At 46.7% G+C, this 24,963-nt stretch carries 23 protein-coding genes, 5 tRNA genes and 1 pseudogene; 15 read left to right on the forward strand and 14 right to left on the reverse strand.

The genetic code is table 11. The features are described 5' to 3' along the window. Positions 1 to 91 precede the first annotated feature (91 nt). The 9 genes and pseudogenes from MH215_RS10540 to MH215_RS10580 all read left to right on the forward strand — a co-directional run bounded on the left by MH215_RS10540 (position 92) and on the right by MH215_RS10580 (position 7,146). Positions 92 to 793 (forward strand): urease accessory protein UreF, encoded by a 702-nt coding sequence (locus tag MH215_RS10540; protein ID WP_239290113.1) that lies wholly within the window; start codon positions 92 to 94, stop codon positions 791 to 793. 273 nt (positions 794 to 1,066) lie between these two features. Next, positions 1,067 to 1,270, forward strand: coding sequence for a hypothetical protein (locus tag MH215_RS10545; RefSeq protein WP_056699605.1), 204 nt, complete (start codon positions 1,067 to 1,069; stop codon positions 1,268 to 1,270). A gap of 50 nt (positions 1,271 to 1,320) precedes the next feature. After that, complete coding sequence (locus tag MH215_RS10550) at positions 1,321 to 1,965, forward strand: nitrogen regulation protein NR(II) (RefSeq protein ID WP_239290114.1); 645 nt, start codon at positions 1,321 to 1,323, stop codon at positions 1,963 to 1,965. 376 nt (positions 1,966 to 2,341) lie between these two features. Then, entirely contained in the window at positions 2,342 to 2,665 is a 324-nt protein-coding gene (locus tag MH215_RS10555) for an urease subunit gamma (RefSeq protein ID WP_481857430.1), read from the forward strand. 18 nt (positions 2,666 to 2,683) lie between these two features. Beyond that, positions 2,684 to 3,070 carry an urease subunit beta gene (locus MH215_RS10560; RefSeq protein ID WP_239290116.1) on the forward strand — a complete coding sequence of 129 codons (387 nt, stop codon included), beginning with the start codon at positions 2,684 to 2,686 and terminating at the stop codon, positions 3,068 to 3,070. Then, positions 3,067 to 4,784, forward strand: a pseudogene (gene ureC / locus MH215_RS10565) (urease subunit alpha). The gene MH215_RS10560 and the pseudogene ureC overlap by 4 nt, the downstream one beginning before the upstream one ends. Positions 4,785 to 4,803: 19 nt before the next feature. Further along, positions 4,804 to 5,499, forward strand: a complete 696-nt coding sequence (locus MH215_RS10570; protein WP_239290117.1) for an urease accessory protein UreF — start codon at positions 4,804 to 4,806, stop codon at positions 5,497 to 5,499. Positions 5,500 to 5,555: 56 nt separating this feature from the next. Next, a complete protein-coding gene (gene ureG / locus MH215_RS10575; protein ID WP_239290118.1) occupies positions 5,556 to 6,269 on the forward strand; it encodes an urease accessory protein UreG in 714 nt (237 codons plus the stop codon). 61 nt (positions 6,270 to 6,330) lie between these two features. Next, positions 6,331 to 7,146, forward strand: coding sequence for an urease accessory protein UreD (locus MH215_RS10580; protein ID WP_239290119.1), 816 nt, complete (start codon positions 6,331 to 6,333; stop codon positions 7,144 to 7,146). Between the two features lie 171 nt (positions 7,147 to 7,317). Here the strand turns inward: MH215_RS10580 and MH215_RS10585 are convergent, their stop codons facing one another. The 4 genes from MH215_RS10585 to MH215_RS10600 form a co-directional block, all read right to left on the reverse strand. Next, positions 7,318 to 7,734, reverse strand: a complete 417-nt coding sequence (locus tag MH215_RS10585; protein WP_056699627.1) for a helix-turn-helix domain-containing protein — start codon at positions 7,732 to 7,734, stop codon at positions 7,318 to 7,320. Between the two features lie 187 nt (positions 7,735 to 7,921). Next, positions 7,922 to 8,004: transfer RNA gene (locus tag MH215_RS10590), tRNA-Leu, on the reverse strand. Positions 8,005 to 8,021: 17 nt separating this feature from the next. Then, positions 8,022 to 8,097 (reverse strand) — tRNA-Lys (locus MH215_RS10595). A 91-nt stretch (positions 8,098 to 8,188) separates the two neighbouring features. Further along, a tRNA-Glu gene (locus tag MH215_RS10600) sits at positions 8,189 to 8,260 on the reverse strand. A 277-nt stretch (positions 8,261 to 8,537) separates the two neighbouring features. Here MH215_RS10600 and MH215_RS10605 point away from each other — a divergent pair. Beyond that, positions 8,538 to 9,314 (forward strand): DeoR/GlpR family DNA-binding transcription regulator, encoded by a 777-nt coding sequence (locus MH215_RS10605; protein WP_145050496.1) that lies wholly within the window; start codon positions 8,538 to 8,540, stop codon positions 9,312 to 9,314. A gap of 4 nt (positions 9,315 to 9,318) precedes the next feature. Continuing rightward, the gene (locus MH215_RS10610) at positions 9,319 to 10,215 is read left to right on the forward strand and encodes a Cof-type HAD-IIB family hydrolase (protein ID WP_239290120.1); all 897 of its coding nucleotides are present in this window, start codon (positions 9,319 to 9,321) and stop codon (positions 10,213 to 10,215) included. 113 nt (positions 10,216 to 10,328) lie between these two features. Here the strand turns inward: MH215_RS10610 and MH215_RS10615 are convergent, their stop codons facing one another. After that, entirely contained in the window at positions 10,329 to 11,066 is a 738-nt protein-coding gene (locus MH215_RS10615; RefSeq protein ID WP_275446078.1) for a flavin reductase family protein, read from the reverse strand. A 110-nt stretch (positions 11,067 to 11,176) separates the two neighbouring features. Here MH215_RS10615 and MH215_RS10620 point away from each other — a divergent pair, with 110 nt between their 5' ends. Continuing rightward, on the forward strand, positions 11,177 to 11,875 hold the full coding sequence (locus MH215_RS10620; protein WP_239290121.1) for an ArsR/SmtB family transcription factor: 699 nt from the start codon (positions 11,177 to 11,179) through the stop codon (positions 11,873 to 11,875). A gap of 241 nt (positions 11,876 to 12,116) precedes the next feature. On the opposite strand, the gene MH215_RS10625 is transcribed toward MH215_RS10620, so the two are convergent. The 3 genes from MH215_RS10625 to MH215_RS10635 form a co-directional block, all read right to left on the reverse strand. Then, positions 12,117 to 12,205, reverse strand: a tRNA-Ser gene (locus MH215_RS10625). Between the two features lie 5 nt (positions 12,206 to 12,210). Continuing rightward, positions 12,211 to 12,286: transfer RNA gene (locus MH215_RS10630), tRNA-Asn, on the reverse strand. Between the two features lie 84 nt (positions 12,287 to 12,370). Next, positions 12,371 to 12,832, reverse strand: a complete 462-nt coding sequence (locus tag MH215_RS10635; RefSeq protein ID WP_239290122.1) for a SprT family protein — start codon at positions 12,830 to 12,832, stop codon at positions 12,371 to 12,373. Positions 12,833 to 13,170: 338 nt separating this feature from the next. Between MH215_RS10635 and MH215_RS10640 the strand changes: the two genes are divergently transcribed. Continuing rightward, the gene (locus tag MH215_RS10640; RefSeq protein WP_056699640.1) at positions 13,171 to 13,527 is read left to right on the forward strand and encodes a hypothetical protein; all 357 of its coding nucleotides are present in this window, start codon (positions 13,171 to 13,173) and stop codon (positions 13,525 to 13,527) included. 226 nt (positions 13,528 to 13,753) lie between these two features. After that, positions 13,754 to 13,897, forward strand: coding sequence for a cortex morphogenetic protein CmpA (gene cmpA / locus MH215_RS10645; protein WP_128100760.1), 144 nt, complete (start codon positions 13,754 to 13,756; stop codon positions 13,895 to 13,897). A gap of 230 nt (positions 13,898 to 14,127) precedes the next feature. Here cmpA and MH215_RS10650 read toward each other — a convergent pair whose 3' ends face one another. The 6 genes from MH215_RS10650 to MH215_RS10675 form a co-directional block, all read right to left on the reverse strand. After that, positions 14,128 to 16,341, reverse strand: a complete 2,214-nt coding sequence (locus MH215_RS10650; RefSeq protein ID WP_275446079.1) for a Tex family protein — start codon at positions 16,339 to 16,341, stop codon at positions 14,128 to 14,130. 539 nt (positions 16,342 to 16,880) lie between these two features. Then, a complete protein-coding gene (locus MH215_RS10655; protein ID WP_239290123.1) occupies positions 16,881 to 19,070 on the reverse strand; it encodes an alpha-galactosidase in 2,190 nt (729 codons plus the stop codon). A gap of 318 nt (positions 19,071 to 19,388) precedes the next feature. After that, positions 19,389 to 19,739: a type II toxin-antitoxin system PemK/MazF family toxin gene (locus MH215_RS10660; RefSeq protein WP_024630714.1), complete on the reverse strand. Its 351-nt coding sequence runs from the start codon at positions 19,737 to 19,739 to the stop codon at positions 19,389 to 19,391. 3 nt (positions 19,740 to 19,742) lie between these two features. Continuing rightward, complete coding sequence (locus tag MH215_RS10665; RefSeq protein ID WP_056699650.1) at positions 19,743 to 20,024, reverse strand: CopG family ribbon-helix-helix protein; 282 nt, start codon at positions 20,022 to 20,024, stop codon at positions 19,743 to 19,745. Between the two features lie 261 nt (positions 20,025 to 20,285). Further along, positions 20,286 to 21,473 carry an alanine racemase gene (gene alr, locus MH215_RS10670; RefSeq protein WP_239290124.1) on the reverse strand — a complete coding sequence of 396 codons (1,188 nt, stop codon included), beginning with the start codon at positions 21,471 to 21,473 and terminating at the stop codon, positions 20,286 to 20,288. 468 nt (positions 21,474 to 21,941) lie between these two features. Next, positions 21,942 to 23,129, reverse strand: a complete 1,188-nt coding sequence (locus MH215_RS10675) for a DUF4367 domain-containing protein (RefSeq protein ID WP_239290125.1) — start codon at positions 23,127 to 23,129, stop codon at positions 21,942 to 21,944. Between the two features lie 280 nt (positions 23,130 to 23,409). On the opposite strand from MH215_RS10675, the gene MH215_RS10680 reads away from it, so the two are divergent. Further along, positions 23,410 to 24,957, forward strand: a complete 1,548-nt coding sequence (locus MH215_RS10680) for a serine hydrolase (protein ID WP_239290126.1) — start codon at positions 23,410 to 23,412, stop codon at positions 24,955 to 24,957. Positions 24,958 to 24,963 lie beyond the last annotated feature (6 nt).

The following is a 24,963-nucleotide window of genomic DNA, read 5'->3' on the forward strand; positions in this document are numbered from 1 at the left end:
ATATAATTCGGATTCAAACTCATAAACAGCACCAAAACGAAATAAAATGTTATATATAATAACATTTAGCGAACGTAGGAGGCGAAAGATCGTGAACCGTGGGAATAAGCTGCTCGATTATGTCAAACTGCTTGATTCCTCCATTCAAGTCGGAGGGTTCACTCATTCATTCGGCATGGATGCACTTATAGCAGAAGGTTCAATCCGTAACGTAGCAGACCTGGAATCATTCATGCGTTGTCAATTACATCCGAGCATTGTGCGCCTGGAAGGAATGGCAATTAAGGGAATCTACAGTGCAGCGGATCAGAAGGACACATGGCGAACAGCTCTTATTGACAAACTAGTTCACGTCCAGCGAACCCCTCCAGATCTCAGGGAACACTCCTCCGCTATGGGCAAACGGTTAATCAAGCTCGCTCAAGCCCTCCATCCCTGGATCGACTTCAGAAAACTCGAGCACACCCTGTCTACCTATAATTCAGTTGGATGCCTATCCACTGTTCACGCCTGGATTAACCACTATCTCGATATCCCCGTCGAGGAGGCAGTTCTCGGTTATCTCCACTCAGCCTCAAATGCATGCATAACGGAAGCCTCGAAAGCCATCCCCCTCGATCGTCAAAGCATACAGGAACTGATGGTTCACCTAACCACAGACCTAGAGCATGAATGGAATACTGTCAGCGCCTCCGTTGCGGATGAACCAGCACAAGCAACAGCAACGTCTATGAAGTCACTATTCCCAAGCTTCCACATGCTTGGTGCAGGGTTACATGCATTCAAAGCATAGCTGCGTACCCACGCATTCTCCCGCAACACATACCTCTCCAATTGAACAAAAACACGCCGCAACTCCTTTGCTGGCGTGTTTTTGTTGTTATTCATTAATGGATGAATTTGCGAATTTACGTCATTTTAAATCATAAAATACACTTATTTCCGTCATTTTTAATTGTTACATGACGTAATAACGTATATAATGAAATATACAGCGCGCATCTCCCTACATTCTACCCGAAGTAGGAGCGACTGAATACTACTTTTAACCTAGGGGTGAACCCTTTTGAACAAAAAGAAACCCGTGACCCCATTCGGATGGGCCATCAAACGCCGTTTAACCGAACTCCAGATGGATCAGAAGACCTTTTGCGAACAACACGACATCCCACCATACCGTCTATCCAACCTAATTCACGGCACACGCAAGGCTACCCGATTCCGGAATCAGGTCGCAGATATTTTACAAATTCCAGACGATCTACGTTAGCAAAGCACCCTGTCTCATTCGCCAACTGACCACAAGGAGGGTTTCAACCAATGCGGTACTTAACAACCGATCTAGAGAAACTATCTTATCAATTTATGCGCCACCAGCTCATTATCGTAGATAACAACTGGATCATTCGTAGCTGCAACAACGCTTGGCGACAAGGACTTGGTCAAATGCATGACTACACACACTTACCAGCTTACTTTTATTCTGAATCCGGTACACTGCCTTATCTCAATCTACTAGAGGTATGGACGTCACATGAGCGAGATCATCAGAGCAATAAGACCATCCAGCGACTTAAAAAGATTCGAACACCTTTTGACAGTAACCATACATACGACATCGCGATACGCCTCCCCAATTCGAAACAGAGGTGGTTCCGCTTAGAACTCACTCCTTTGCCAACAACAGAGTCACCATGTAGCTCTGAACTCGCCTTAATCGCCCACACCGATGTCACAGAACAGAAACTAGCCGAGCAGCAACTTCAACAAGCATTATCCGAGGTACGCACACTACGAGGACTTCTTCCTATATGTGCCGTATGTAAACAAATCAAGGATGAACAGGATACATGGAACTCCGTCGAGAGTTATCTCAGAAAGCACACCCATGCCGAGTTCACCCACGACATTTGCCCGGATTGCATCCGCAGATTGTACCCACAATATTCCGGCATTCTCGGGTAGTGATAGATAAATTCTAACCTTGTTGGTGCCGAAGGCTGAATGCCTTCGGACGATTTACCTCGAAGAAATCCCTTCAACTCCTCAACTCCCACCTTATTCTCATCCCCAACCAGCCACCTCTTTTCACGTCATCTTGTTAATACACGTACCAACCCAAACATCCCAGCCCCCTGGTAATGTGATATTCAAAGAAAACACCAAACTCAAATGTTAGTATACTTAACACATTAATCGATTATAACGATGATAAAATTCCAATAATATTCAAATCCCATTGACAATGAACCTACCCTGTGTGAGTATATTTAACATATTATTCTATATCAGATGAACATACTCTCGTTCGTCTTCAAAAAAAGTTCAAGACTGACTTCATATGAGGAAAGGTCGGATTACATTGCATTGGACTGAGCAGGAAAAAGAAAAACTCCTGGTTACCGTAGCCGCTAACCTCGCCCGAGAACGCAAAGGCCGAGGACTTAAGTTGAATGTTCCCGAAGCTATCGCCCTATTGACCTCTGAACTCATGGAGCGCGCGCGTGACGGAATGAGTGTTGCAGAATTGATGCGATACGGCGGTACCATTCTGAAACGTGTGGACTGCATGGAAGGTGTACCCGATATGATTCCCGAGGTACAGGTAGAAGCTACTTTTCCCGATGGCACAAAGCTCGTTACCGTACACGAGCCCATACGCTAAGAAAGGCAGGAGAACATCATGATTCCTGGTGAATATCGTTTGAAGCAGGACGAAATCATCTGTCACCCCAATCGCCCAACAGTGCGATTACTTGTCTTGAACCGTGGGGATCGTCCCGTACAAGTCGGTTCCCACGTGCATTTCTACGAGGTTAATGCCGCATTGGAATTCGATCGCATAACCGCTTATGGACATCGCCTGCATATCCCGGCAGGTACCGCTGTTCGTTTTGAGCCTGGTGAAGAGAAACCCATCGAGCTTACGACATTTGGCGGCAAACGACAAATTTATGGTTTTAACGGTTTAACCGAAGGTGCCATAGACCATCCTCCCGACTCTCAGAAGCTAGACACGTTCTTGAACACTTTCGCCCCACCGAAGCAGGATGGAAGTGATTCTGCATGAAATCAATGAGCCGCGAGCAATACGCCTCCATGTTCGGACCCACCACCGGCGATGCCGTTCGACTAGCAGACACAGAACTTTGGGCTGAGATCGAACAAGATTATGCCATCTACGGAGACGAGAGCAAGTTCGGCGGTGGCAAAGTCATCCGCGACGGCGTGGGTCAATCCGCATCTGCCCTTCGTAGTGATGGCACCCCTGATACTGTAATCACCAACGCAATCATTATTGATCATTGGGGGATCGTCAAAGCCGATATCGGCATCCGCGATGGACTCATCTGCGCCATAGGAAAATCCGGCAACCCAATACGATGGACGGTGTCGATCCCTCACTCATTATAGGTGCTTCCACGGAAATCATTGCTGGCGAAGGAATGATCGTAACTGCAGGCGGGATTGATACCCATATTCATTTCATCTGTCCACAACAGATTCAGACGGCATTATCTTCTGGTGTTACCACCATGATTGGCGGCGGCACAGGGCCAGCCACAGGAACAAAAGCAACAACTTGCACACCAGGAGCTTGGCACATCCATCGCATGCTAGAATCAGCAGAAGCCTTCCCTATGAATATTGGCTTTCTCGGTAAAGGAAATAGCTCCACTACAGCCCCTTTAATTGAACAGATTCAAGCAGGGGTCATTGGACTCAAGCTCCATGAAGATTGGGGTACAACCCCAAGTGCAATCGATGCCTGTCTGACCGCTGCTGACGAGCATGATATGCAGGTAGCCATTCATACTGATACCTTGAACGAAACCGGATTCTTGGAGAACACACTCGCAGCCATTAACGGTCGCACCATACACACCTACCACACAGAAGGCGCAGGCGGCGGCCACGCACCCGACATTATTCGAGCAGCCGGTGAATCCTATGTCATCCCTTCTTCCACTAACCCCACCAGACCTTACACACGAAATACAGTAGAAGAACATTTGGATATGCTGATGGTCTGCCACCATTTAGACCCGTCTATCCCTGAGGATGTCGCTTTTGCAGATTCTCGAATCCGACCCGAGACGATCGCCACTGAAGATATTTTGCATGATCTTGGTGTATTCAGCATCATCAGTTCCGACTCCCAGGCTATGGGACGTGTTGGAGAAGTCATCATACGAACATGGCAAACGGCAGACAAAATGAAAAAGCAACGTGGCAAACTGGACATCAATCTAGATTCACCAGCTGATAACGATCGCATCAAGCGGTATATCGCCAAGTACACAATTAATCCAGCTATCGCTCACGGAATCAGTCATCTCGTGGGTTCCGTCGAAGTTGGTAAACTCGCCGATCTCACACTCTGGAATCCCGCCTATTTCGGCGTCAAACCCGAGATGGTAATCAAGGGAGGTATGATCACTTTTGCCCAGATGGGTGATCCCAACGCTTCAATCCCAACACCTCAACCCGTGTTTGGCAGACCCATGTTCGGCGCTTATGGCAGCGCATTGCCCAAAGGCTCCATCACTTTCGTTTCCCAAGCTGCGGCAGATGCCGGCATCAAAGAAAAACTCGGGCTTCACAAGCGTGTCGAGCCTGTGAAGGGCTGCCGTACAGTAAATAAGAAAGACATGATTCACAACGATGTGACTCCCATCATTGAAGTAGATCCCGAAACGTATGAGGTGCGCGCCGACGGTATACTCCTTACGTGTGAACCCGCAGACGAATTACCTATGGCTCAGCGTTATTTCATGTTTTGACAAAGGGGTGGAGCTTCTCATGATGCATAGTGGCACGAAGCTACTTCGTTACGTTCAACTCTTGGACTCTGCTCTGCCTATCGGCGGATTCTCACATTCATTCGGCTTGGAGGCATACACTCATGATGGCACCGTGCGAACAACGGGCGAACTCGAAGCATTCATTCGTAGCCAACTCCACGCTAGCCTTGTTCGCCTCGACGGGCTTGCGATCAAGGGTGTTTACGAGGCAATGGATCAGGAGAACGCAGCCCTTCTCGCCCTCTATGACAAGCAGGTTCACGCCCAGCGCACACCACGCGAACTCAGGGAAAGCGGACATAAAATGGGTAAGCGACTACTGAAATTAGCACGCTCACTCTATCCACAGATGGACTTTCCCCTTATCGACACCGCCATCCATGAGCACGGTGCCTTTTGCGGGATCACAACCGTTCACGGTCACATTAATCACAGGTTGGATATCGGATTGGACGAAGCCGTCATCGGACATCTCTACACTTCCGTCAACGCCTATGTGAACAGCGCATTACGCCTTCTGCCCATCGGGCAGACCGAAGCTCAAATGCTCATCCATACACTATTAGACGTCATTGAACTTGAATGGAACCAAGTCCGCGGCGACGCTCCAGATGACATGCATAGTTTTGGTATCGCGCAAGAAATCTACGCCATGCGGCATGAAAGTTTACCCGCCCGTCTGTTTATGTCCTGATTCTAAGGGCATTCATACACGCTCAATCTTGAAGGAAAAACGGAGGAGGAATGGTTATGTGCGGAGGAGCAGATCATACACATCACCCAGAATGGGAACGCAAAACGTTTGACCGGAGTCGTCCGATGAGGATTGGAATCGGAGGCCCCGTAGGTTCAGGCAAAACCGCATTGGTAGAGAAGTTATCCAAGGCACTGCGTACCCGTTATAGTCTCGCAGTGATTACCAATGATATTTACACCAAAGAGGATGCTGAGATCCTACTACGCCAAAACGCACTCGCACCCGAACGTATTATTGGTGTCGAAACAGGCGGCTGTCCTCACACCGCCATCCGCGAGGATGCTTCTATGAATTTCGAAGCTGTTGACGAATTAATTGAACGTTTCCCTGACCTGCAACTCATCTTTATTGAAAGCGGCGGGGATAATCTATCAGCGGCATTCAGTCCTGAACTAGCAGATGTTTTCATCTACATTATTGACGTTGCTCAAGGGGAGAAATTACCTCGTAAAGGAGGACCCGGTATTACACGTTCCGATCTACTGCTCATCAACAAGACCGATCTCGCGCCTTATGTCGGTGCAAGCTTACAGGTCATGCAGGAAGATACTGAGCGAGTACGCGAAGGACGCCCTTATGTCATGTCTAATCTAATGAGTGGCGAAGGTGTCTCCGAGATTGTCCATTGGCTTGAACATCAATATATGGATGACGATGCCGCTGCGCATCCACATACACATGGCCACGGTTCCACCCACACCCATTAAGCCTAATTCCTCACGATCAGAAGGTACAATCGAATCGGACATTCATGTCGAAGGAGCCGTGATGCGTCGCAGCGAGCTACAGGCAACTTTCGCCCTTCAAGGCGGGCGCACCGTCATGACAGATCGATATTACAGCGCCCCTCTTCGATTCAGCCGTTCCTTTCGTTCACCCGGCGACAGAGATGGACTTTGCATTTATACCTCCGATGTCTCGCCAGGCGTCCTGAATGGAGATCACTATCATTCCAACTGGCATTTAGGCCAAGACACTCATGTGATGCTGAGTAGCACGTCAGCCACTCGCCTTCACCCAACACCATCTCTCCCTTCTTCAATCCATCATCACTTCCGGTTGGAGCACGGGGCGGTGCTGGAGTATTTTCCGGAATGCGTTATCCCGTTCAAAGGCAGTTCTTCCTCACTTCACGCCACCTTTGAATTAGAGGGAAATTGCATACTTGCCTATGCGGATATCTGGTCAGCGGGACGCATTCACCGGGGAGAGGCTTTTCAATTCAATACGTATCGCAGTTTAACAGAGATTTGGCAAGGGCAAAAACTTGCAGTCTGGGATCGATTCGGATTAGAACCAACATTCAACAACCCTAGACAATCTGCCGCCTTACTTCACTACACTCATACCGCAGCATTGTGGATGATCGCCCCCAATCTCGGGGCAACACAGTTAGAGCTCATACGTTCAGCCCTCCCCCCAGATGGACGCATGCTGGCTGGAGCCAGTCTACTGGCCACTGGTGGGATCGGCGTCCGTATACTCGGCACCGCAGCTTGGGAGCTCCAAGAACAATGCCTGCACATCTGGAATACAATTCGCCCCCAACTACTTGGTAGAGGAGCTTTAACCTTCCGTAAATGAATATACGATCTACAACTTCTTATGAGAAACAACAAAAAAACTTGAGTACCCGCATAACAACGGGTATTCAAGCGTTTCTCATAGGTAAAAGCTATATACAACGAACAAAATAAACTCTCTTCTTCAAAGGGAAAAACCTGAGGAAAACCACAGACTAAATAAGTACTCAAGCTAGAGCGATTCATCCTCTTCCGTCTTGCGCTCTTTCTCATAACGGAATTCCTGAGTATTTCGACTCTCCTTCGATTTACGGTAGCGGGTAAACTCAATGTATTCACTAATAAAAGACTGCTCTTCAGTCGATAATTCACTCTCTTGGCAATTCAATTGCCGCAACACGTCAAAAAAATAATCCTCTCGTTTTTCCCGTACCATCGCTTCCTTCGACGGACGACCAATCATGAGCCAGTCCAGACTCACATCAAAAAACGCAGCGATCTCAATCAGTTTATTCGTACTCGGCGTGGACTTCCCACGTTTCCAATCACCCAAATTACCTGTACTAATCTTCAGTTGTTGACAGAAAGCCTTCTTCGTCATTCCTCGTTCAGCAATCAGGTGTTCAATTCGCTCATATATTGACTGCATACAGGACCGCCTTCCAACGATAATAATCTTCTTATCCTAATGAATCACGGACAACACAATATACATAATTATACCACAACCTCCATGAATCCTCAGCCACTAATCCTACGATAAATCCGTACACTGGATTTTAGACAAAAATAGACCCCCATGGATAACCATGAGAGTCTATTTCATAATACTATGATGCGGTCGAGAGGACTCGAACCTCCACGGGCGTACGCCCACTACCCCCTCAAGATAGCGTGTCTGCCATTCCACCACGACCGCATATTCAATTGTAAAAATGGTGAGCCATGAAGGGCTCGAACCTTCGACACCCTGATTAAAAGTCAGGTGCTCTACCAACTGAGCTAATGGCTCTTGCTGTAACTTCACCCTGATGTGCCATGATCATCTCTTACGTAGAACAATGACTTGCGAGGTTCCTTCGATTAAAAAGGTGGTGAAGATATGACCCGTAGGGGATTCGAACCCCTGTTACCTCCGTGAAAGGGAGGTGTCTTAACCCCTTGACCAACGGGCCTTAATAACAAGTTGTCTTTCTTGGCGACAAGAATGAGTATACCACGATCATTCGAAGTAGTGCAACACTTTTTTTGATGAAGTTTTCAGTAACTAAGAATATCAATAAGGAGCCTTTCAGAGATATGTCATTAGAATCGGATGTATATGTAAAAGATACGTCAAATTACTTATAAAAACTGATATTCACTTATAATATTGCAAATAACATTATAACTACTTATAATTAAAAATATAGATATATAACACGGTCATCCCTGCATAAGGAGGCGGCACGTTTGTTTCAAGAGGAACGCATGCAGCTTATTATAGAACACTTACGTAAACATAATCGCATCTCTGTCGAGGAGATCGGTTCACTCTTTGACGTATCCCGGGACACCGCTCGTAGAGATCTCATTAAACTTGAAGAGCAGGATAGCATTATCCGGACGCGTGGCGGCGCGATTCTCCCCTCTCCTCCGCAAGAATTCAGATCCTACAAAGACCGCCTACTCTATGTCTCAGAGGAAAAAAGAGCCATTGGCAAACTTGCTGCAGCTATCGTTCGTCAAGGTGAGAATATCATCCTGGATGCCTCAACTACAGTGCAAGCCTGTGCCGAGAACCTTAACGGTAAATCCTGCACTGTCATTACGAACTCCATGCATTCAGCTGATCTTCTCTCCAATCATGCCTCCGTCGAAATTCGTTTGCTTGGTGGTAAAGTTGATAAAGAGCAACGCTATGTTTATGGCGCTCCTGTGATCGAAACCCTCTCTCACTATTATGTAGACAAATCTTTCATCGGCATTGGTGGTCTTACCATGGATGGCTTCAGCGCCTCCGAAGAAGAAGGCAAGATTAAATACCGTATGATGCAAGCAGCCAAACAAGTTATTGTACTCGCAGACCATTCTAAGTTTAACAAACGTTACGGTTATCGCTTTGCCGACTGGTCACTGGTAGACATATTAATTACGAACCAATGGCCATCGCCGGAATGGCGCACTTTTCTAGCCGAACAACAAGTCGAGATTCTCATTCCTGAACCTACAGAAGATAAGGAGTTGTAAGTATATGAAATTGTTTGCTACAGATTTAGATGGAACGTTATTAAACAGAGACAGCCAGATTAGCCCTGAGAACGCAGCCGCAATTCACCGTGCACAGCAAGAAGGTCTACGGGTGACGATTGCGACAGGTCGCGTGTATTCCGATGTTGTTACTATTTCTCTAGAAGGAGGAATTAAAACACCGGTTATCGGTTCAAATGGCGCAACCATCCATGATGAGAATGGAGAACGTCTCTTCCATCTCCCATTGGAACGCGAAACAGCTGCCTCTGTTATGCAGTGGTTGGAGGATCACGATTGTTATTATGAAGCCTCCACGCAGCAGGGGATCTATGCTCCAATTAACAGTCATAATGCGATGCTTGCCGAGATGGATCGTATTCTAGGCGCAAGCCCTAGCGAGGACGTTGCACGCCTCATCCGAGCTGTTAAGAAGCATTACGACAAAAAGGATTACCACCGTGTGAACTCACATCAGGAAATCCCTGCAGAAGCACACATTTACAATATTATGGCCTTCTCCATGAATCCGGATCAATTACGTGAAGGTAGACAATACTTTGCAGCACGTTCAGATGTCGCGATGGTTGTATCTTCTGAACACAACTTCGAGATGCAGCATCCTGATGTGTCCAAAGGTAATGCCTTGTCTAAGCTTGCAGCTCATCTGAACATTGCTATGGAAGATACGGTCTCGATCGGGGACAACTTCAATGACGTATCCATGTTGCAAATGGCAGGGCTCGGAATCGCGATGGGCAACGCAGAACCGGAAATTAAAGCACTAGCTAAAACTATCACATTGACCAATGTAGAGCACGGCGTAGCTCATGCTATCTATTCCGTACTTGAAGGTAAACCGATCAACCCACCAGCAGGTGTTAGCGAAGGTAATCTGTAACAGCCCACTCATAGTGTGCGTATATCAAAACATAAAATTCAAGCACAGTCTCTTTCTAAGAGTCTGTGCTTGTTTACTTTTGTCCAAAATATGAGGTTATGATACTAGTCCCCTTACACCTTCTCCGCCCGGAAGTTCTCTCCACACTTCGCTCCGAGCCCGTAATAATGCCGGAAGTTATAGATAAGCGGTCGCCACGCCTCGGGGTTAATTTTGTTTGTGCCTGAGATGATCTTGGAATGAGCATGCACTTTCATCGCCTTTACTTCCACAATAGCCATATAAGGTGTATGCTCCGGAATACGAATGTGCTGGACAGAAGCTTCAATCTGGATCGGGCATTCTGCAATTCGCTGTGGCACAACCTCGACTGAATTCTGAGGTGTAAGTTCTGTAGCGTTAAATTTATCCTGACAAAATGTATAGCCCATCTGTTGCTTGGCCTCAGGTACTGGAGTTACACCTGTGAATTTCCCCAACACCTCAACTTGTTTCCACATCGAAGCTTCCGGCAGGTTAACGACACACTCTGGGTGTCGCATCAGATTCTCGTATGCCTTCCCTTGAATCCCGATACCAAGTACGAGACAATCCCCTAATGCCCAAGAGGAAGATAACGGTGATAAATTAGTCGAACCGTCCTCATTAAGCGTGCTAAGCATCATCACTGGGGTACCATAGTATAAAATACTCGGTTGTATCGTTCCCGTATCATGCGTATCTCCTATATGTTGTGAATGTGAGTCGTTATTGGGGCTTCGTTCTTGTTCTCCATTTGATTGTTCAGAACTTTCATAATTCGGTTGCAGTTCCTGCGATTGTTGCCGTAGTTGTGGTTGTTCCTGCTTCATCTATTTTTCCTCTCCTATTCCCATTCATTTACCTAGCTCCTCTTTACGCAGCCCAGAGCATTCGTCTCAGATCGATTGTAATACACCTATAGTTCAAGTATCATCGAAGTATGAGTACATATCCGAATATAACAATTATTGCGTCATTAATTGCCGACCCAAGTCGCGCCATCTTCTTAGAAGCATTGCTGGATGGACGAGCTTTACCTGCAGGCGAACTTGCTTATATGGCTAAAGTTACTCCCCAGACAGCAAGTAATCATCTGAGCAAATTGGTCGAGGGCGGGTTATTGGTCGTTGAGAAACAAGGCAGACATCGCTATTATCGTTTGGCCAATCAAGAGATTGCTTTTTTGATCGAGTCCATGGCCAACATTGCCCCTCCTGTAGAAGTGCGTTCACTCAAACAATCTGATCAACTGCGGCATCTGAGCTTCGCTAGAACTTGTTATGGTCATTTGGCTGGGAAGCTGGGAATCGCCATGTGTGAGGCTTTGCTGCGTGAGGAGTATCTAATTGAACCGGAAGATGAGGAAAACAAAGACTATACGATTACAACGAAAGGATACGAATGGTTTGCCTCGTTTGGAATCGAGCTTCAGGTGAAACCCGGATCACGCCGTGCTTTGGCTCGTAAATGTCTGGATTGGAGCGAACGACGACACCACCTTTCCGGCTTGCTCGGAGAGCAATTGAACCGTCGATTATCTCAACTAGACTGGACACGACAAATGAAGGGAAGCCGCTCCGTTGAATTAACAGAGACAGGTAAGAAAGGGCTATACGAAGCACTCAACATTTCCCTATAGAGGTTGTTCTTAAAGGCAGGATTATTCAAAATGATAGTAAACGGAGCATATCGAAACAACAAAAAATCCCCACCAGATGGAGCTGTTATCGCTCAATCCGGTGGGGATTTACATGTTTTATTCAGAACGGAGAGAGAGGGATACTCTCACTTCATTCGAGACTGCGAAGTATCACTAACGAAGCTTATGCTTCGACGAACCTTTAGGGTTCTCATCCCTTTACAGGGAAGTTTATTCAATACGGAGAGAGAGGGATTCGAACCCTCGCACCGCTTACGCAGCCTAACCCCTTAGCAGAGGGTCCCCTTATAGCCACTTGGGTATCTCTCCAAGAATGGCTCCCCGAACAGGGCTCGAACCTGTGACAACTCGATTAACAGTCGAGTGCTCTACCAACTGAGCTATCAGGGAATATTAATCTTGAATAGATTCAATTTATCATGATTAAAGGGCCAAGTCAACAAGACTAATTTCCATTCTAATAAAGGGCTTGTCTTATAAATCTACCATCTTCAATTTACCCGCACATCGTCCACAGCGGTAACGCTTGGGATCTACTTTACGTTTACGCAAATATTCGGTACCACAGCTCTTACACACCAGTTTATAGCGATAGGGCAGCGGCTTCCGACCCTTACTGCCGGGAAGAGACTGGCAGAAGCGAGAACCACCAACCTTTTGTAATAAAGCCTTGAATTCAGGATCACGGTGCTGATAACCCCGTCCACGAATATGCAGATGGTAATGACAGAGCTCATGTTTAATGATCTTCTCGACTTCTTCTCTCCCATACACTTCAAGCTGATGTGGATTGATCTCAATCCGATGACTCTTAAGCATATATCGTCCACCCGTAGTCGTTAGCCGCCGATTAAACAACGCCTCATGGGTGAACGGAACCCCGAAGTGATCCAAGGATACCTGTTCAATCCATTGTTGTAATTCCTCATTCTCCATCGATCCCTCTCCTTTCACACCGATTAAACGATTCGTTTTCCCGCATAATACGTGTTCAAAAAGGTCGGTTTTCAGTACCAAGAAGATGGGATGAAGTTAGAAATGGAGTGGCGGAGCGTAGGCAAAACTACGTGAGCAACTACATTGTTTCCAAAGGAAACACCTTCGTAAGCATCCACTTATTTCGGCTGAATCCCATATTCGACGCTGAGATGCATTAATGCATCCTTCGTAATCAAAAGCGGACTTTTTAAACAACCTCTTATAATACTTGAATTCTAACCGTTTCCTAGGCTACACTGTCAAGTAGAATGTATGAGGGGAGATTATTACTTGTTATGCCTACAATGCGCTACGTCATCCTGCAACTGGAACAACAATTACAATTTGTAGAAATGCCTGCCGATTATGCTTATCAGCTCAGCGCCCTTAATCTGCGCCTACACAAAGAGATCGATAAACTCACCGCACCTAACGTACCCGTTCTGCCCCGAGCAATTGCCGAATGTGACCAACTGGATCTGCTGGATGAACAACTTTCGATTGTTGGAGGTCTAGACTATATCAACGCGCTTGAGCATAGTTTTGCCGAATTACATGAGAGCCATTATCCGTTAATTTCCTTACTCACTGAAATTCGAGCACTCCAAGCTCAATTAGAACAATGGTATGAAGAAGAGATGGAAACGCTATAATTCAACTGAATTCATCTTGGAAAAGTTAGCACGGCCTAAACAAAACGCATCCCCATCTATGGGTGTGCGTTTTGTTTGCTATATACCTCTAGTCCACAACTGCACGCTAACTGTAATCAACTCAACCCTACCTGAATTTCCTAATGTCAATGGTTCATTTGCACAGGCCAGGCTGTTATCACATATGCTAACATACAGATGAATTATGCAAGAGGAGGAGATACCCTTGCCTCAATGGCTCTGCAATCAACTCATGCGTGCATTCCACAAAAAAGACAGCCGCCAGATTAAGCTACTTAACGAATGTTGGTTCTTTTATCGTAACAAACCGAAAAGTGGTACGGTACGCAGCGCGGACAGCGAACTCTAAGAACGACGTTGTTATGCTTAACCTTCTCCGTCCGATCAAATACTCTTCCTCTATATAGCTTAACATTGATATTATAAGTGATCTATCATCGAATGGTAATTAGCCCACAGGACAATCCAACCAGACCAAAAACAGCCTTCCCTAAGCGCAATGTCATTAAGATAAAAATACTTAATGACATTGTCACTAGGGAAGGCTATTCTATCGTTTCCAAAGGCACTTTAAAGAAACTACTTAGCTGAAGCTGGTTTCTTCATCGTTAGACCTACACGGCCTTTTTTGGTATCTACATTCATAACCCATACCGTTACATTATCCCCGACGGAAACCACATCCATCGGATGTTTAACATAACCATTGCTGAGCTGTGAGATGTGGACAAGTCCATCACTCTTAATACCGATATCTACAAAGGCACCAAAATCAATAACATTACGAACCGTACCCTGCAGTTCCATACCTTCAACGAGATCCTCAATCTTCAATACGTCTGTACGGAAGATTGGCAATGGCATTTCCTCACGTGGATCTCGGCCCGGACGCTGCAAGCTGTCCAAAATGTCGCGAAGTGTCGGCACACCGACATCCAGTTTTACAGCCAACTGATCAGCCTTTTGCTCAGACAACAGTTCAGCCAGTTCTTTGCTGCCAAGCTTGTCCAATTCCACTTGAAGCTCCTTGAACAACTGATCCACAACCTTGTAGGACTCTGGGTGAATTGGTGTGCGATCGAGTGGGTTCTCCCCTTCACCAATCCGCATAAAGCCAACGCATTGCTCATAAGTTTTGGCTCCGAGACGAGGCACCTTCTGCAACTGACGGCGATTCGTGAAGCGACCGTTCTCTTCCCGGTATTTCACGATGTTCTTCGCAATGGTTGCATTCACTCCAGCTACATAGGACAGCAGTGAAGGAGATGCGGTGTTTACATCAACACCAACATGGTTAACGGCAGACTCAACAACAGCTTTGAGGCTCTCTTCGAGAACTTTCTGAGAAACGTCATGCTGGTATTGCCCTACACCAATGGCTTTAGGATCAATTTTGACCAATTCTGCCAGCGGATCTTGTACTCGACGAGCAATGGAAGCCGCACTACGCTCAGCAACGTCCAGATCCGGGAACTCATCTTGAGCCAGCTTAGATGCAGAATACACACTTGCGCCAGCTTCATTAACGATCAGATAGACAAGACTTTCATCGCCATTCTCCTGAATGATCTCGGCAACAAACTGCTCGGTTTCTCGAGATCCTGTACCATTCCCGATTACAATCAGACCGATATCATACTGTTTAATCATCCGGTGGAACACTTCTGATGCTTCACGTTTCTTATTATGTGGTGGGGTTGGATAAGTTACAGCCACCTCAAGCAGCTTGCCCGTATCATCAACCACTGCCAGCTTACAGCCTGTACGGTAGGCAGGATCGACACCAAGCACACGTTTGCCATGGATCGGCGGTTGGAGCAACAGGTTCCGAAGATTAGCTGAGAATACGGAAATTGCCTGGGTCTCCCCTTTTTCCGTTAATTCTGCGCGAACTTCACGCTCAATGGAAGGTGCGATTAGACGTTTATAAGCATCTTCAATTACTGCACGCAAAATGTCCTGTACAACAGAAGCACCCTTAATAATCTGTCCTTCCATATGACGGTGAGCCGGATCTGCTGCCACGTCCAAACCGACTTTCAAAATATTTTCACGCTCACCGCGGTTAATCGCCAAGATCCGGTGCGGCGGCATCTTTTTCGCTAATTCACGATAATCATAATAATTCTCATACACGGACTCTTGCTCCGCATCCTTCGCTTCCGAAGTCAGCATTCCGTGATCCAACGTATAGCGGCGAATCCACGCACGAATGGCCGCATCATCCGCAATGTTCTCAGCTAATATGTCCTTAGCTCCCTGCAACGCAGCCTCTGCGTCATCTACGCCAAGCTTAGCACTGATATAACGCGCTGCCTCTTCCAGGGCATCTCCCTGTTTAGGCTGGCTCCAGATCCAAGTAGCGAGCGGCTCCAAACCCTTCTCTTTGGCTACGCTGGCACGCGTTTTACGCTTTTGACGATATGGACGATACAGATCCTCGACTTCTTGCAGCTTCACAGCCTGAGTGATGGACTGCTTCAGTTCCTTCGTCAGCTTGCCTTGTTCGTCTATAATACGAATAACTTCTACTTTACGGTCTTCGAGGTTACGCAAGTATACGATACGCTCTTCAATATTTCGTAGCTGGTTCTCATCCAGCTCTCCAGTCATTTCTTTACGGTAACGAGCGATAAACGGAATTGTGTTGCCTTCATCCAGAAGCTCGGACGTCGTCCGGATCTGCTTCAGGGGTAGCGATAATTCCTTGGCTACCTGCTTGATGATTCGCTCGTGGCGTTCAGCCTTTATCGTTTCTTCATTAGGTTCCAGAACCGTTTCCTGTTCAGACAAATAAATCCCTCTTTCCTTCCTGAATCGATCATTAGAAGCACGATCAGGGCAGCTTCGCTGCAATAATCACAGTATGGAATCCACACGTGTGCAGATTCTTCTTCCCTATATTATCACAAAATCCCGTTCAAATTTCCAGCATGAGGCGAGCTTACAAGTTCATCCAATCCCGATACCCCCGTTTATCGGCAGCTATCATGCAATGTCCTGGCAAAAAAAAGACCGGAAAACGTCGTTTCGACGCATCCCGGTCTTCATCATACTAATTATAAAAGCGAAGTATTACTTTGGATTTGCTATATCAAATGAACTTCGTAAATTACACGAGAACGGAGAGGACAGAAATAACGTGAAGAAGCGAACCGTTCGCCTAAAAGCTTTCTGAAAGAAAGCTACTTCGGAAGCATACGCTATCCCCGGATTTTTCCCTCAGGAGAAGGGAAATCAAAAAAATCTGGGGATAACAGCGATCGGAAGGTTATTCTGTCATCGGAGTGGCAAGTGTAATACGCTTTAGTTCATTTGATATAGCTTCTAAATTATACTCGCTCGAAACGGAACATCTCGCTCAGGTAGTCTCCTGACGCTGCACCAACTGCAATACCGCCATACATCAAGGCATCGCCAGTAAGTGTCTCTTCACTGCCCTTCAGACGGTAATCCGCGTCAGGGTCTAATCCTTTGAGCTTCAGGCGCTGCAACGGTGCATTCGGCTCAGACAACACACGGAAGTAGAACACGACAGCTTCGCTGCCATCCGGTGCGATGAACATCCATGCCGTCTCATTTCCTTCAAACGGACTGAGCAAGCGACGGAATGTTCCGTATTGAATTGTACCCCGAATTTCTTTGTACAGTTCAACCTGTGCTTTTACAATTTCGTTCTCTTCCTCAGTGAAACGAGTCAAGTCCAGCTCATAGCCAAAGTTCCCTGACATCGCTACATGTCCACGCGTTTCCAATGATGTAATCCGGTTTACCTGGTGATTCGGTACGGCAGAGATGTGTGAACCCATCGAACTTACTGGATACACGAGACTCGTACCATACTGAATACGCAGACGGGATACCGCATCCGTATTATCACTTGTCCAAGTTTGAGGCATGTAATAGAGCATACCTGGATCGAAGCGTCCGCCACCACCTGAACAGCTTTCGAACAGGATATGCGGGAATTTGCTCGTGATCTTCTCCATTACCTCATACAATCCCAACATATAACGGTGTGCTGTCTCACGTTGTCTATCTGCTGGCAGTAACGCGGAGCCTACTTCCGTCATATTTCGGTTCATGTCCCATTTCACATAGGAGATCGGTGCAGAGCCCAGTACGTCACTCAGCATGCGTACAATCTCATCACGCACATCCTGACGGGAGAAGTCGAGTACCAGCTGCTGGCGTCCTTCGGTACGGCGACGATCAGGTACATGCAGACACCAGTCTGGGTGTGCACGATACAGCTCACTATCAGGCGAGATCATCTCAGGCTCGAACCACAGTCCAAACTGCATATCGAGACCCGTCACTCGATTCGCAAGATCGTCCAGACCTTGAGGTAACTTATTCTTATCTACGATCCAGTCACCTAGCGAGGAGTTATCGCTATCCCGATGTCCAAACCAGCCATCATCCAATACAAACAGCTCAATACCCAGCTTCTGTCCTGCACGTGCGATCTGTTCGATCTTGTCTGCATCGAAGCCAAAGTAAGTTGCTTCCCAGTTGTTAACAAGAACAGGGCGTTCTGCGTTGCGGAATTGACCGCGTGCAAGACGCTCACGATAAAGCTCGTGATAGGACTGAGACATGCCATCAAGACCTGCATCAGAGTACACCATAACGGTCTCAGGCGTCTGGAATGCTTCTTGTGGCTCCAGCTTCCAGCTAAAGTCAAACGGGTTGATTCCGAGCGACACACGTGTCGTGAAGAATTGATCCACTTCCGCTTGTGCTGTGAAGCCTCCACTATAAACGAGGCTGAATCCATATACCTCACCTTGGTCTTCGTCCGTACCTGGCGTCATCAAGGCAATAAACGGATTCTGCTGATGACTACTCGAACCACGGCGACTCTCTACGCCTTGCAATCCAGAAGCAAGCGGTCTGCGAACGATGTCGCGCTCACGTGTCCAAGCACCCGACAATTGCAGCAATTCATAATCTGCGTGTGGGAAATCAACTGAGGAACTAAGCGCACGCAAGACATTGACTGAGGTAGCGCTCTCATTCACTACACGCATCGAACGAGTAATCGCATTAAATGCTGTAAAGGCTGTATAAGAAAGCTCGATTTTGATGCCAGCAACACGGTCTTGCAATTCAATGACCAATGTCTCTGCTTCATCCGCAGCTTCTACATATGTTGCTGGTAGTCCTTCAAGGGAAGGCTTCCCCTTCTCCAGGCGATGACCTGTGTAGGTAAACTCCGAGATGGTTGAGCCGTTTTCCAATTGGAGTTGGATGGCTGGGTTACGGAAATCACTCGTCCCATACACTGGCAGTTCCACTGGCAATGTGTCGAAAGAGATCGTTCGATCCTCTGGCACCGGGTTAGGGCTAAAAGATGCGCGCTCTGTACGAACATGCAACCAGCTCAGATCGGTATCGCGTAATTTCTTACCGTAGTACAAATGCACCAAATATCCTGAAGGCAATACTTGAAACACATAACTTGCCTTGCGAGTTTGTAAATGAAATTGTAGTTTCTCCTGATTGATATAAATGCTCATATGTCTCCTCCACCTCTATATATCTGTCTTTTGGGTAAACGGTTTCTCAGGTTTCATTATAGCGAAAAGATGGACAATGTTCTACGCTTTCATCCAGCTTTATTCAAAAGAGCGTACCGCTGCCGATTGGCTGCTGTACGCTCCTGTGAATTACTGCCCTAAAAGGTGCTGAAGATCGACCTTTTTGAACATGCACTATAACGTGGTTGTTCAAAAGGGATCTTCTGAACACACACTTAAATTGGTTATGCCTTAGAACACCTAAGGCACTTCCCGCTGTCAACGGCTGGCTGGCAGTCTCAAACCACTGCTCCACCTTTAAAAATCGATCAAGCCCAGACTGATCTGTAAGGCTTCGTTAACCAATTTCATGGTCTCCTCGTCCAAATGAGTAATCTTGTCAGTCAATCTTTGCTTGTCAATCGTCCGTATTTGTTCGAGCAAAATAACCGAATCCCGGTCAAAGCCGTGTGCCGCCGCATCAATCTCTACATGCGTCGGCAGCTTTGCCTTTTGGATCTGGGCGGTAATCGCCGCCACAATACAAGTTGGACTGAATCGATTACCGATGTCATTCTGGATGACCAGCACCGGTCTGACTCCACCTTGCTCGGAACCGACAACGGGAGAAAGATCCGCAAAAAAAACGTCACCGCGTTTTACGATCAATGTCTACACCCCGCTAACTAAGCGGTCCAGAGTGCTGTCCGCATCTTCCTCCGCGTGAAAGGCCTCGGATGCCATGGTCAGGTTAATCTTCGCCATCTCCATGTACCCACGCTGCATAGACTCACGGATATACCGCTTCTTCCGTTCCGTCAGATACAGCTTCATGGCCTGCCTAATCAATTCGCTGCGGTTGGAGTTCTCCAGCGCTACGATGCCATCCACTTCCTGCAAAAGATGATCAGGCAGACTGATCATGATTCGCTTGGTGTTCTGCAAGTTGGCCACCTTTCTTCCACCCCCACAAACCTTTCGCCATTGTGAACCAGTATTACGTTTTTCCAGAACTTTTATACAAAGGAATATATATGCCCCGCGTATATCAAGTATGCTGTACTCCATTATAAACACGGGGAACAATATTCGTACAGACCAAACATCTCTTTTCCAGGATTATAAATCCTTATCGTCATACATAATTCGAGATGCTCCGACAGTTTTCCTTCTGTTCTAAAAAAAGTTTATTGTAAATAGCGTCCAGTTAACCTATTAGGAGGACAAAAGTGGATTAACCTTGGCAACCTCTATACCATCCCGCAGATAGATCCGCGGAATACGGTGTGCCATCATACAGATCACTTCATATGGAATCGTACCTAGCTGGGCGGCCACCTCGTCTACGGTTATACATTCGCCAGACTGGTGGCCGATGAGGACAACCTCTTCGCCGACTTGAATTTCTTCCGCTTCTTCAGCGAAAGATTGTAGCGACACCATACACTGATCCATGCAGATCGTACCGACAACGGGAACACGGCGTCCACGTACAAGCACTTGTGCTTTGCCTGTCAGCATTCTTGAGAATCCATCTGCATAGCCGATAGGCAGGGTCGCAATTCGTTCATTTTCCTGTGTAACATAGCGTGTTCCGTAGCTGACGCCCCAGTGGGGTGGCAGCGTTTTGACCAGAACCGCCTTTGTCTTCAGTGTCAATACCGGAGACAGCTTCACCACCTGATGATTCACCTCAGTAGACGGATACAATCCGTACAAACTGATGCCCACTCGAACCATATCGTAGGACAGACTCGGTGTATCAATGGCGGCGGCACTGTTTGCCGTATGTATAATCGGGATGACACATCCCTGATCCTTCAGCGCTTCTACAACGCTTTGAAACCGTCGATACTGCTCCAGTGTATAGGTCTTGTCTGCTTCATCTGCCTTCGCAAAATGAGTGAACATGCCTTCGAGCATTACCTGATCCAGCGAAGCGACTTCTTGTACGAAGGCTACTGCATCCTTACCAGGTAGCAAGCCTAGCCGCCCCATACCACTATCCATTTTAATATGCACCTTCAATTTCCCGGTGGATGTGCATGCATTCAGGTTTCGAATCGCATCCAGCACTTCCCGGCTGTACAAGGTAATTGTAATATCATGTTCCCAAGCTACAGCAACACCTTCAGGCGGTGTGTAGCCTAACACGAGAATCGGAAGCTTGATCCCATGTTGACGCAATTCGAGCGCTTCATCTAGAAAAGCAACACTCAAATAATCGACTCCATATTGTTCAAGTCCTCTCGCTGTCTCTACAGCTCCATGTCCATAAGCGTTGGCCTTAACACAAGCAAGGAGCTTCATCCCTTTCGGCAATGCCTCACGGAAAGCTTCTACGTTGTCACACAGATGATCCAAGTTAATTTCCGCTTGGGTCGGCCGATATTGTTCTTGCACGTTATGTCACCTTCTCTAATCGTCTTAATCCGGCTCACGCATCAGACTCCATCGTAATGCTCTAACATGTGACTGTCAAATGAGTTAAATATGTGCTTCATTCAAATGCAATGACCTTGTCATCATGCAGCCGGAGATTAAGGAAGAAAACGGCAGATAGACTGAACATCGTCAGATCATTTTCTCATCCCACGATCGAATATGTCCGTCTATACCGTATTACTTACCCGGTTCCTCGTGCGTAGAAGCGTCTTTTGAATTATTGAGATTTCCAAGCCTATTCAAGCTTGTGTATTTCCATGTTTCGATCCCATATTACCACTGATGTGCATCATCATTCTATGCGACCAGCGTTGCAGCCGTGCACAACACAAAAGCACCGGAGAATAGGTCTCCGATGCTTCTTAGCATTCCTTCTGATATGACAACTATACCTTTAAAGAATTGTTCGAAAAGTCCACTATAATATCATTTTCCGGATTGCTCCTGCATGGATAATGCAATCTGTTTCATTTCATTCTCGGGTAGATCTGCACTTGTAATCCGGTATTCGATTCCATCGTACATCCACGTAAGAGTTTTCAATGCGTCTCCACTCATCATGCCCAACGTGAATCCGAGATCCACAACGCTGGATGGCGCAAGCGATACAGCTCTGTCCTGTGGTCTAGCTTCAAAGATCGTATAGTTATACATCCCTTCGTAGCGCAGCAGTACAGAATAGTTACCTGATTCTTCTACAATCTGATCATCTTTCAGTTTCACACCTTCAGGGACGTAGGTTGGTTCAACAACACCAAACCCTTCGCTCTCCTCTGGCGCTGTCATCGTTGGCTCTTCTGCTCCTTGATCTGTGCTCGCTGGGTCTTGTGCCCCCTCTTGCTCATCACTTCCACTAATACCAGTCTGACCGTCACTTACTTCACCACTCGAATCGGATGCTGGTTGTTGCTCCGTTGAAGATTGAGGATCTGTGGCAGGTGAACCTTCACTGCTTGCTCCGATGTTCCCATTTCCTTCTGTAGCCGCAGTCATATTACGCTGCATATCAAACGCATCCTTACCAAATTCAGCACCGAATTTGAAATTGTCGAATTTTACATCGACCACAACATTGGCATTGGAATCGGATACCTCAACCTGTTTAGGAGCGTAATCGGCCTTGTTCAGCCATATTTTCTGTCTAACCAATGCATGCGTATTGTAATTGGCAGCAACATCGAACACGTAGCTATCCTTCTCATCTACAAACTGGCGAGTCGAATCTCCCGTAATGCTGCGAATCAATGTTTCGTACAAATAAACCTGTCCTTGATTGTCTGGCCAATTACTTTGGAAACGGAAGCTCTTGTTCTGGCTCGGTGTGAGTACGAACACACCCTCATCATTACGTAATACGATCTGAGTTACATCTTTCTTCGCATTCGTTAACGCGATTCGATAATAGGAAGGCTTCTGATGCCATACCTCGACCTTGTACTGCTGCGGCGTATCTCCAGTGTGCAGCGTCATCACGCCTGCCCCCTGATAACTTTCCATCTCTCCTACGACTTCGTTCAGATCTTTGACCACGGCTGCCGCATCCTTTTTCCCACAAGCAGCAAGCAAGGCCGATAAGACCAATACCATGGCAAGCATCCATGATATTCGGCGCATGACATCATCCCCTTTAGCACTGTTTTCACTTCAGGGCTGTGCTTGCAGCAGAACCCCTACTTGATTAGTACATGTCTATGAGGGACTTGTTCGATTTATGCGGACTAGTTTGACAAGCATCACCTGTTCTAATTTATACCGGAGGTCTAGGATCAAATCCGTCTAGGGAAGGATGCTTTTTCTGTATAGAAAAGGGATAGTTAATATAGGGAAGCAACTACTGGAGTACAATCATCTTGTTTGTATCAGAAACCTAATTCATACATTTGGAGGGTAACAGATGACGACAACGGATCTTCACTCATTGCTGGAAGGGTTGGATGATTTTGTAGAAGAACAAATGAAACATTGGAATGGTGTGGGCGCAGCCGTTGCGGTAGTGCACAAGAATGAGGTGATATGGCAAAAAGGTTATGGCTATCGCGACCTAGAAACCAAGCTTGGCGTAACTCCTAACACGCTTTTTCCAATCGGTTCATCTACCAAGGCCTTCACAGCAGCGACTGCCGCTATACTTGTAGATCAAAATCAATTGAACTGGGACACGCCTGTTGTGCAGTATATGCCTGATTTCAAAATGTTCGACCCGGTAACGACGGAGCGGCTTACGATCCGGGATATACTCTGCCACCGTTCTGGACTTCCAAGACATGAGATGGCTTGGTATAACTCACCTCGTTCGAGAGAAGAGCTCGTTCATTGTCTACGATACTTGGAGCCTAATGAGGATTTCAGAAATAAGTGGCAGTATCAGAACATGATGTATATGACGGCAGGTTATCTAGTTGGGCAAATAAAAGGCTCGTCATGGGAGAGCGTATTAGAAGATTCGTTGCTGCGCCCACTAGGGATGAATTCAAGCGTGTTATCCGTTGATCTGATGCAGCTTCAACCTGAATATGCACTGCCTTATATGGAGAAGGATGAACAGCACATTCGAATTCCTTATCGCAATATCGATACGATTGGCCCTGCTGGCTCCATTAACAGCAATCTTATAGATATGATTACGTGGTTAAAATTTCAATTGAATCAAGGACAGCATGATGGCAGAGCCCTCATTTCCATGGAGGAAATGCAGACCATGCATGACCCACATATGCCGTGTGATTCGTCATTCCGTAGTGAAGAAGTTCCGATTAGCACCTATGGATTGGGATGGATTATTGAATCTTATCGCGGTCATCGGATGATCCATCATGGCGGAGGAATCGACGGCTTTACCTCCCAAGTAGCCTTCCTGCCAGATGAACAGATTGGCGTCGTTGTGCTATGTAATAGCAATGGCAGCGTAGTGCCTTATACCGTTTCCTATCACATTATTGATCGATTACTTGAACTGGAAACAATCGACTGGAGCGATAGATTGACCAAACTAATCGATGGGGAGGGTACTCAACCAGGGGACGAATCCGAAGCAACAGAAGGTACAGCCTCTGTCGGATCTGAGCAGCAGGAGACAACAGATTTCGAGAAAACGGAAGTTCAACCCTTGGATCGTCCCGCATCCGAATATATTGGCGTATACACCCATCTGGGCTATGGTGATATCCTGATCGAATCCACTACTGAGGACGGATTACGAGCAACATTTAACAATTTAGATATGAGCATGAAATACATTGGCAACGGAACCTTCGATGTTGAGCTTGTTCAACAGGGACAGGAACAAAAGCTCCCATTCACGTTCACGTTAGATGATCAAAACCATACCCATTCTCTTCACATTCCACTACTGATGGAGCCCAATACAAATGAAATTACGTTTACTAAAACTAAAACAAAAGCTAATGTTACTGTTAATGTTGATATTGATGCCCAAAAGTAAAGCCTA

This window comes from Paenibacillus sp. ACRSA, from assembly GCF_022346845.1.
Lineage (GTDB): Bacteria > Bacillota > Bacilli > Paenibacillales > Paenibacillaceae > Paenibacillus.

Bases quoted from the DNA above. Each gene is read 5' to 3' on its own strand.
- MH215_RS10580 (WP_239290119.1), top strand. From the start codon at position 6,331: ATGCGTCGCAGCGAGCTACAGGCAACTTTCGCCCTTCAAGGCGGGCGC.
- MH215_RS10570 (WP_239290117.1), top strand. From the start codon at position 4,804: ATGATGCATAGTGGCACGAAGCTACTTCGTTACGTTCAACTCTTGGAC.
- MH215_RS10555 (WP_481857430.1), top strand. From the start codon at position 2,342: ATGAGGAAAGGTCGGATTACATTGCATTGGACTGAGCAGGAAAAAGAA.
- MH215_RS10620 (WP_239290121.1), top strand. From the start codon at position 11,177: ATGAGTACATATCCGAATATAACAATTATTGCGTCATTAATTGCCGAC.
- MH215_RS10560 (WP_239290116.1), top strand. From the start codon at position 2,684: ATGATTCCTGGTGAATATCGTTTGAAGCAGGACGAAATCATCTGTCAC.
- MH215_RS10640 (WP_056699640.1), top strand. From the start codon at position 13,171: ATGCCTACAATGCGCTACGTCATCCTGCAACTGGAACAACAATTACAA.
- MH215_RS10615 (WP_275446078.1), bottom strand. From the start codon at position 11,066: ATGAAGCAGGAACAACCACAACTACGGCAACAATCGCAGGAACTGCAA.
- MH215_RS10585 (WP_056699627.1), bottom strand. From the start codon at position 7,734: ATGCAGTCAATATATGAGCGAATTGAACACCTGATTGCTGAACGAGGA.
- MH215_RS10680 (WP_239290126.1), top strand. From the start codon at position 23,410: ATGACGACAACGGATCTTCACTCATTGCTGGAAGGGTTGGATGATTTT.
- ureG (WP_239290118.1), top strand. From the start codon at position 5,556: ATGTGCGGAGGAGCAGATCATACACATCACCCAGAATGGGAACGCAAA.
- MH215_RS10635 (WP_239290122.1), bottom strand. From the start codon at position 12,832: ATGGAGAATGAGGAATTACAACAATGGATTGAACAGGTATCCTTGGAT.
- MH215_RS10550 (WP_239290114.1), top strand. From the start codon at position 1,321: ATGCGGTACTTAACAACCGATCTAGAGAAACTATCTTATCAATTTATG.
- MH215_RS10610 (WP_239290120.1), top strand. From the start codon at position 9,319: ATGAAATTGTTTGCTACAGATTTAGATGGAACGTTATTAAACAGAGAC.
- MH215_RS10655 (WP_239290123.1), bottom strand. From the start codon at position 19,070: ATGAGCATTTATATCAATCAGGAGAAACTACAATTTCATTTACAAACT.
- MH215_RS10675 (WP_239290125.1), bottom strand. From the start codon at position 23,129: ATGCGCCGAATATCATGGATGCTTGCCATGGTATTGGTCTTATCGGCC.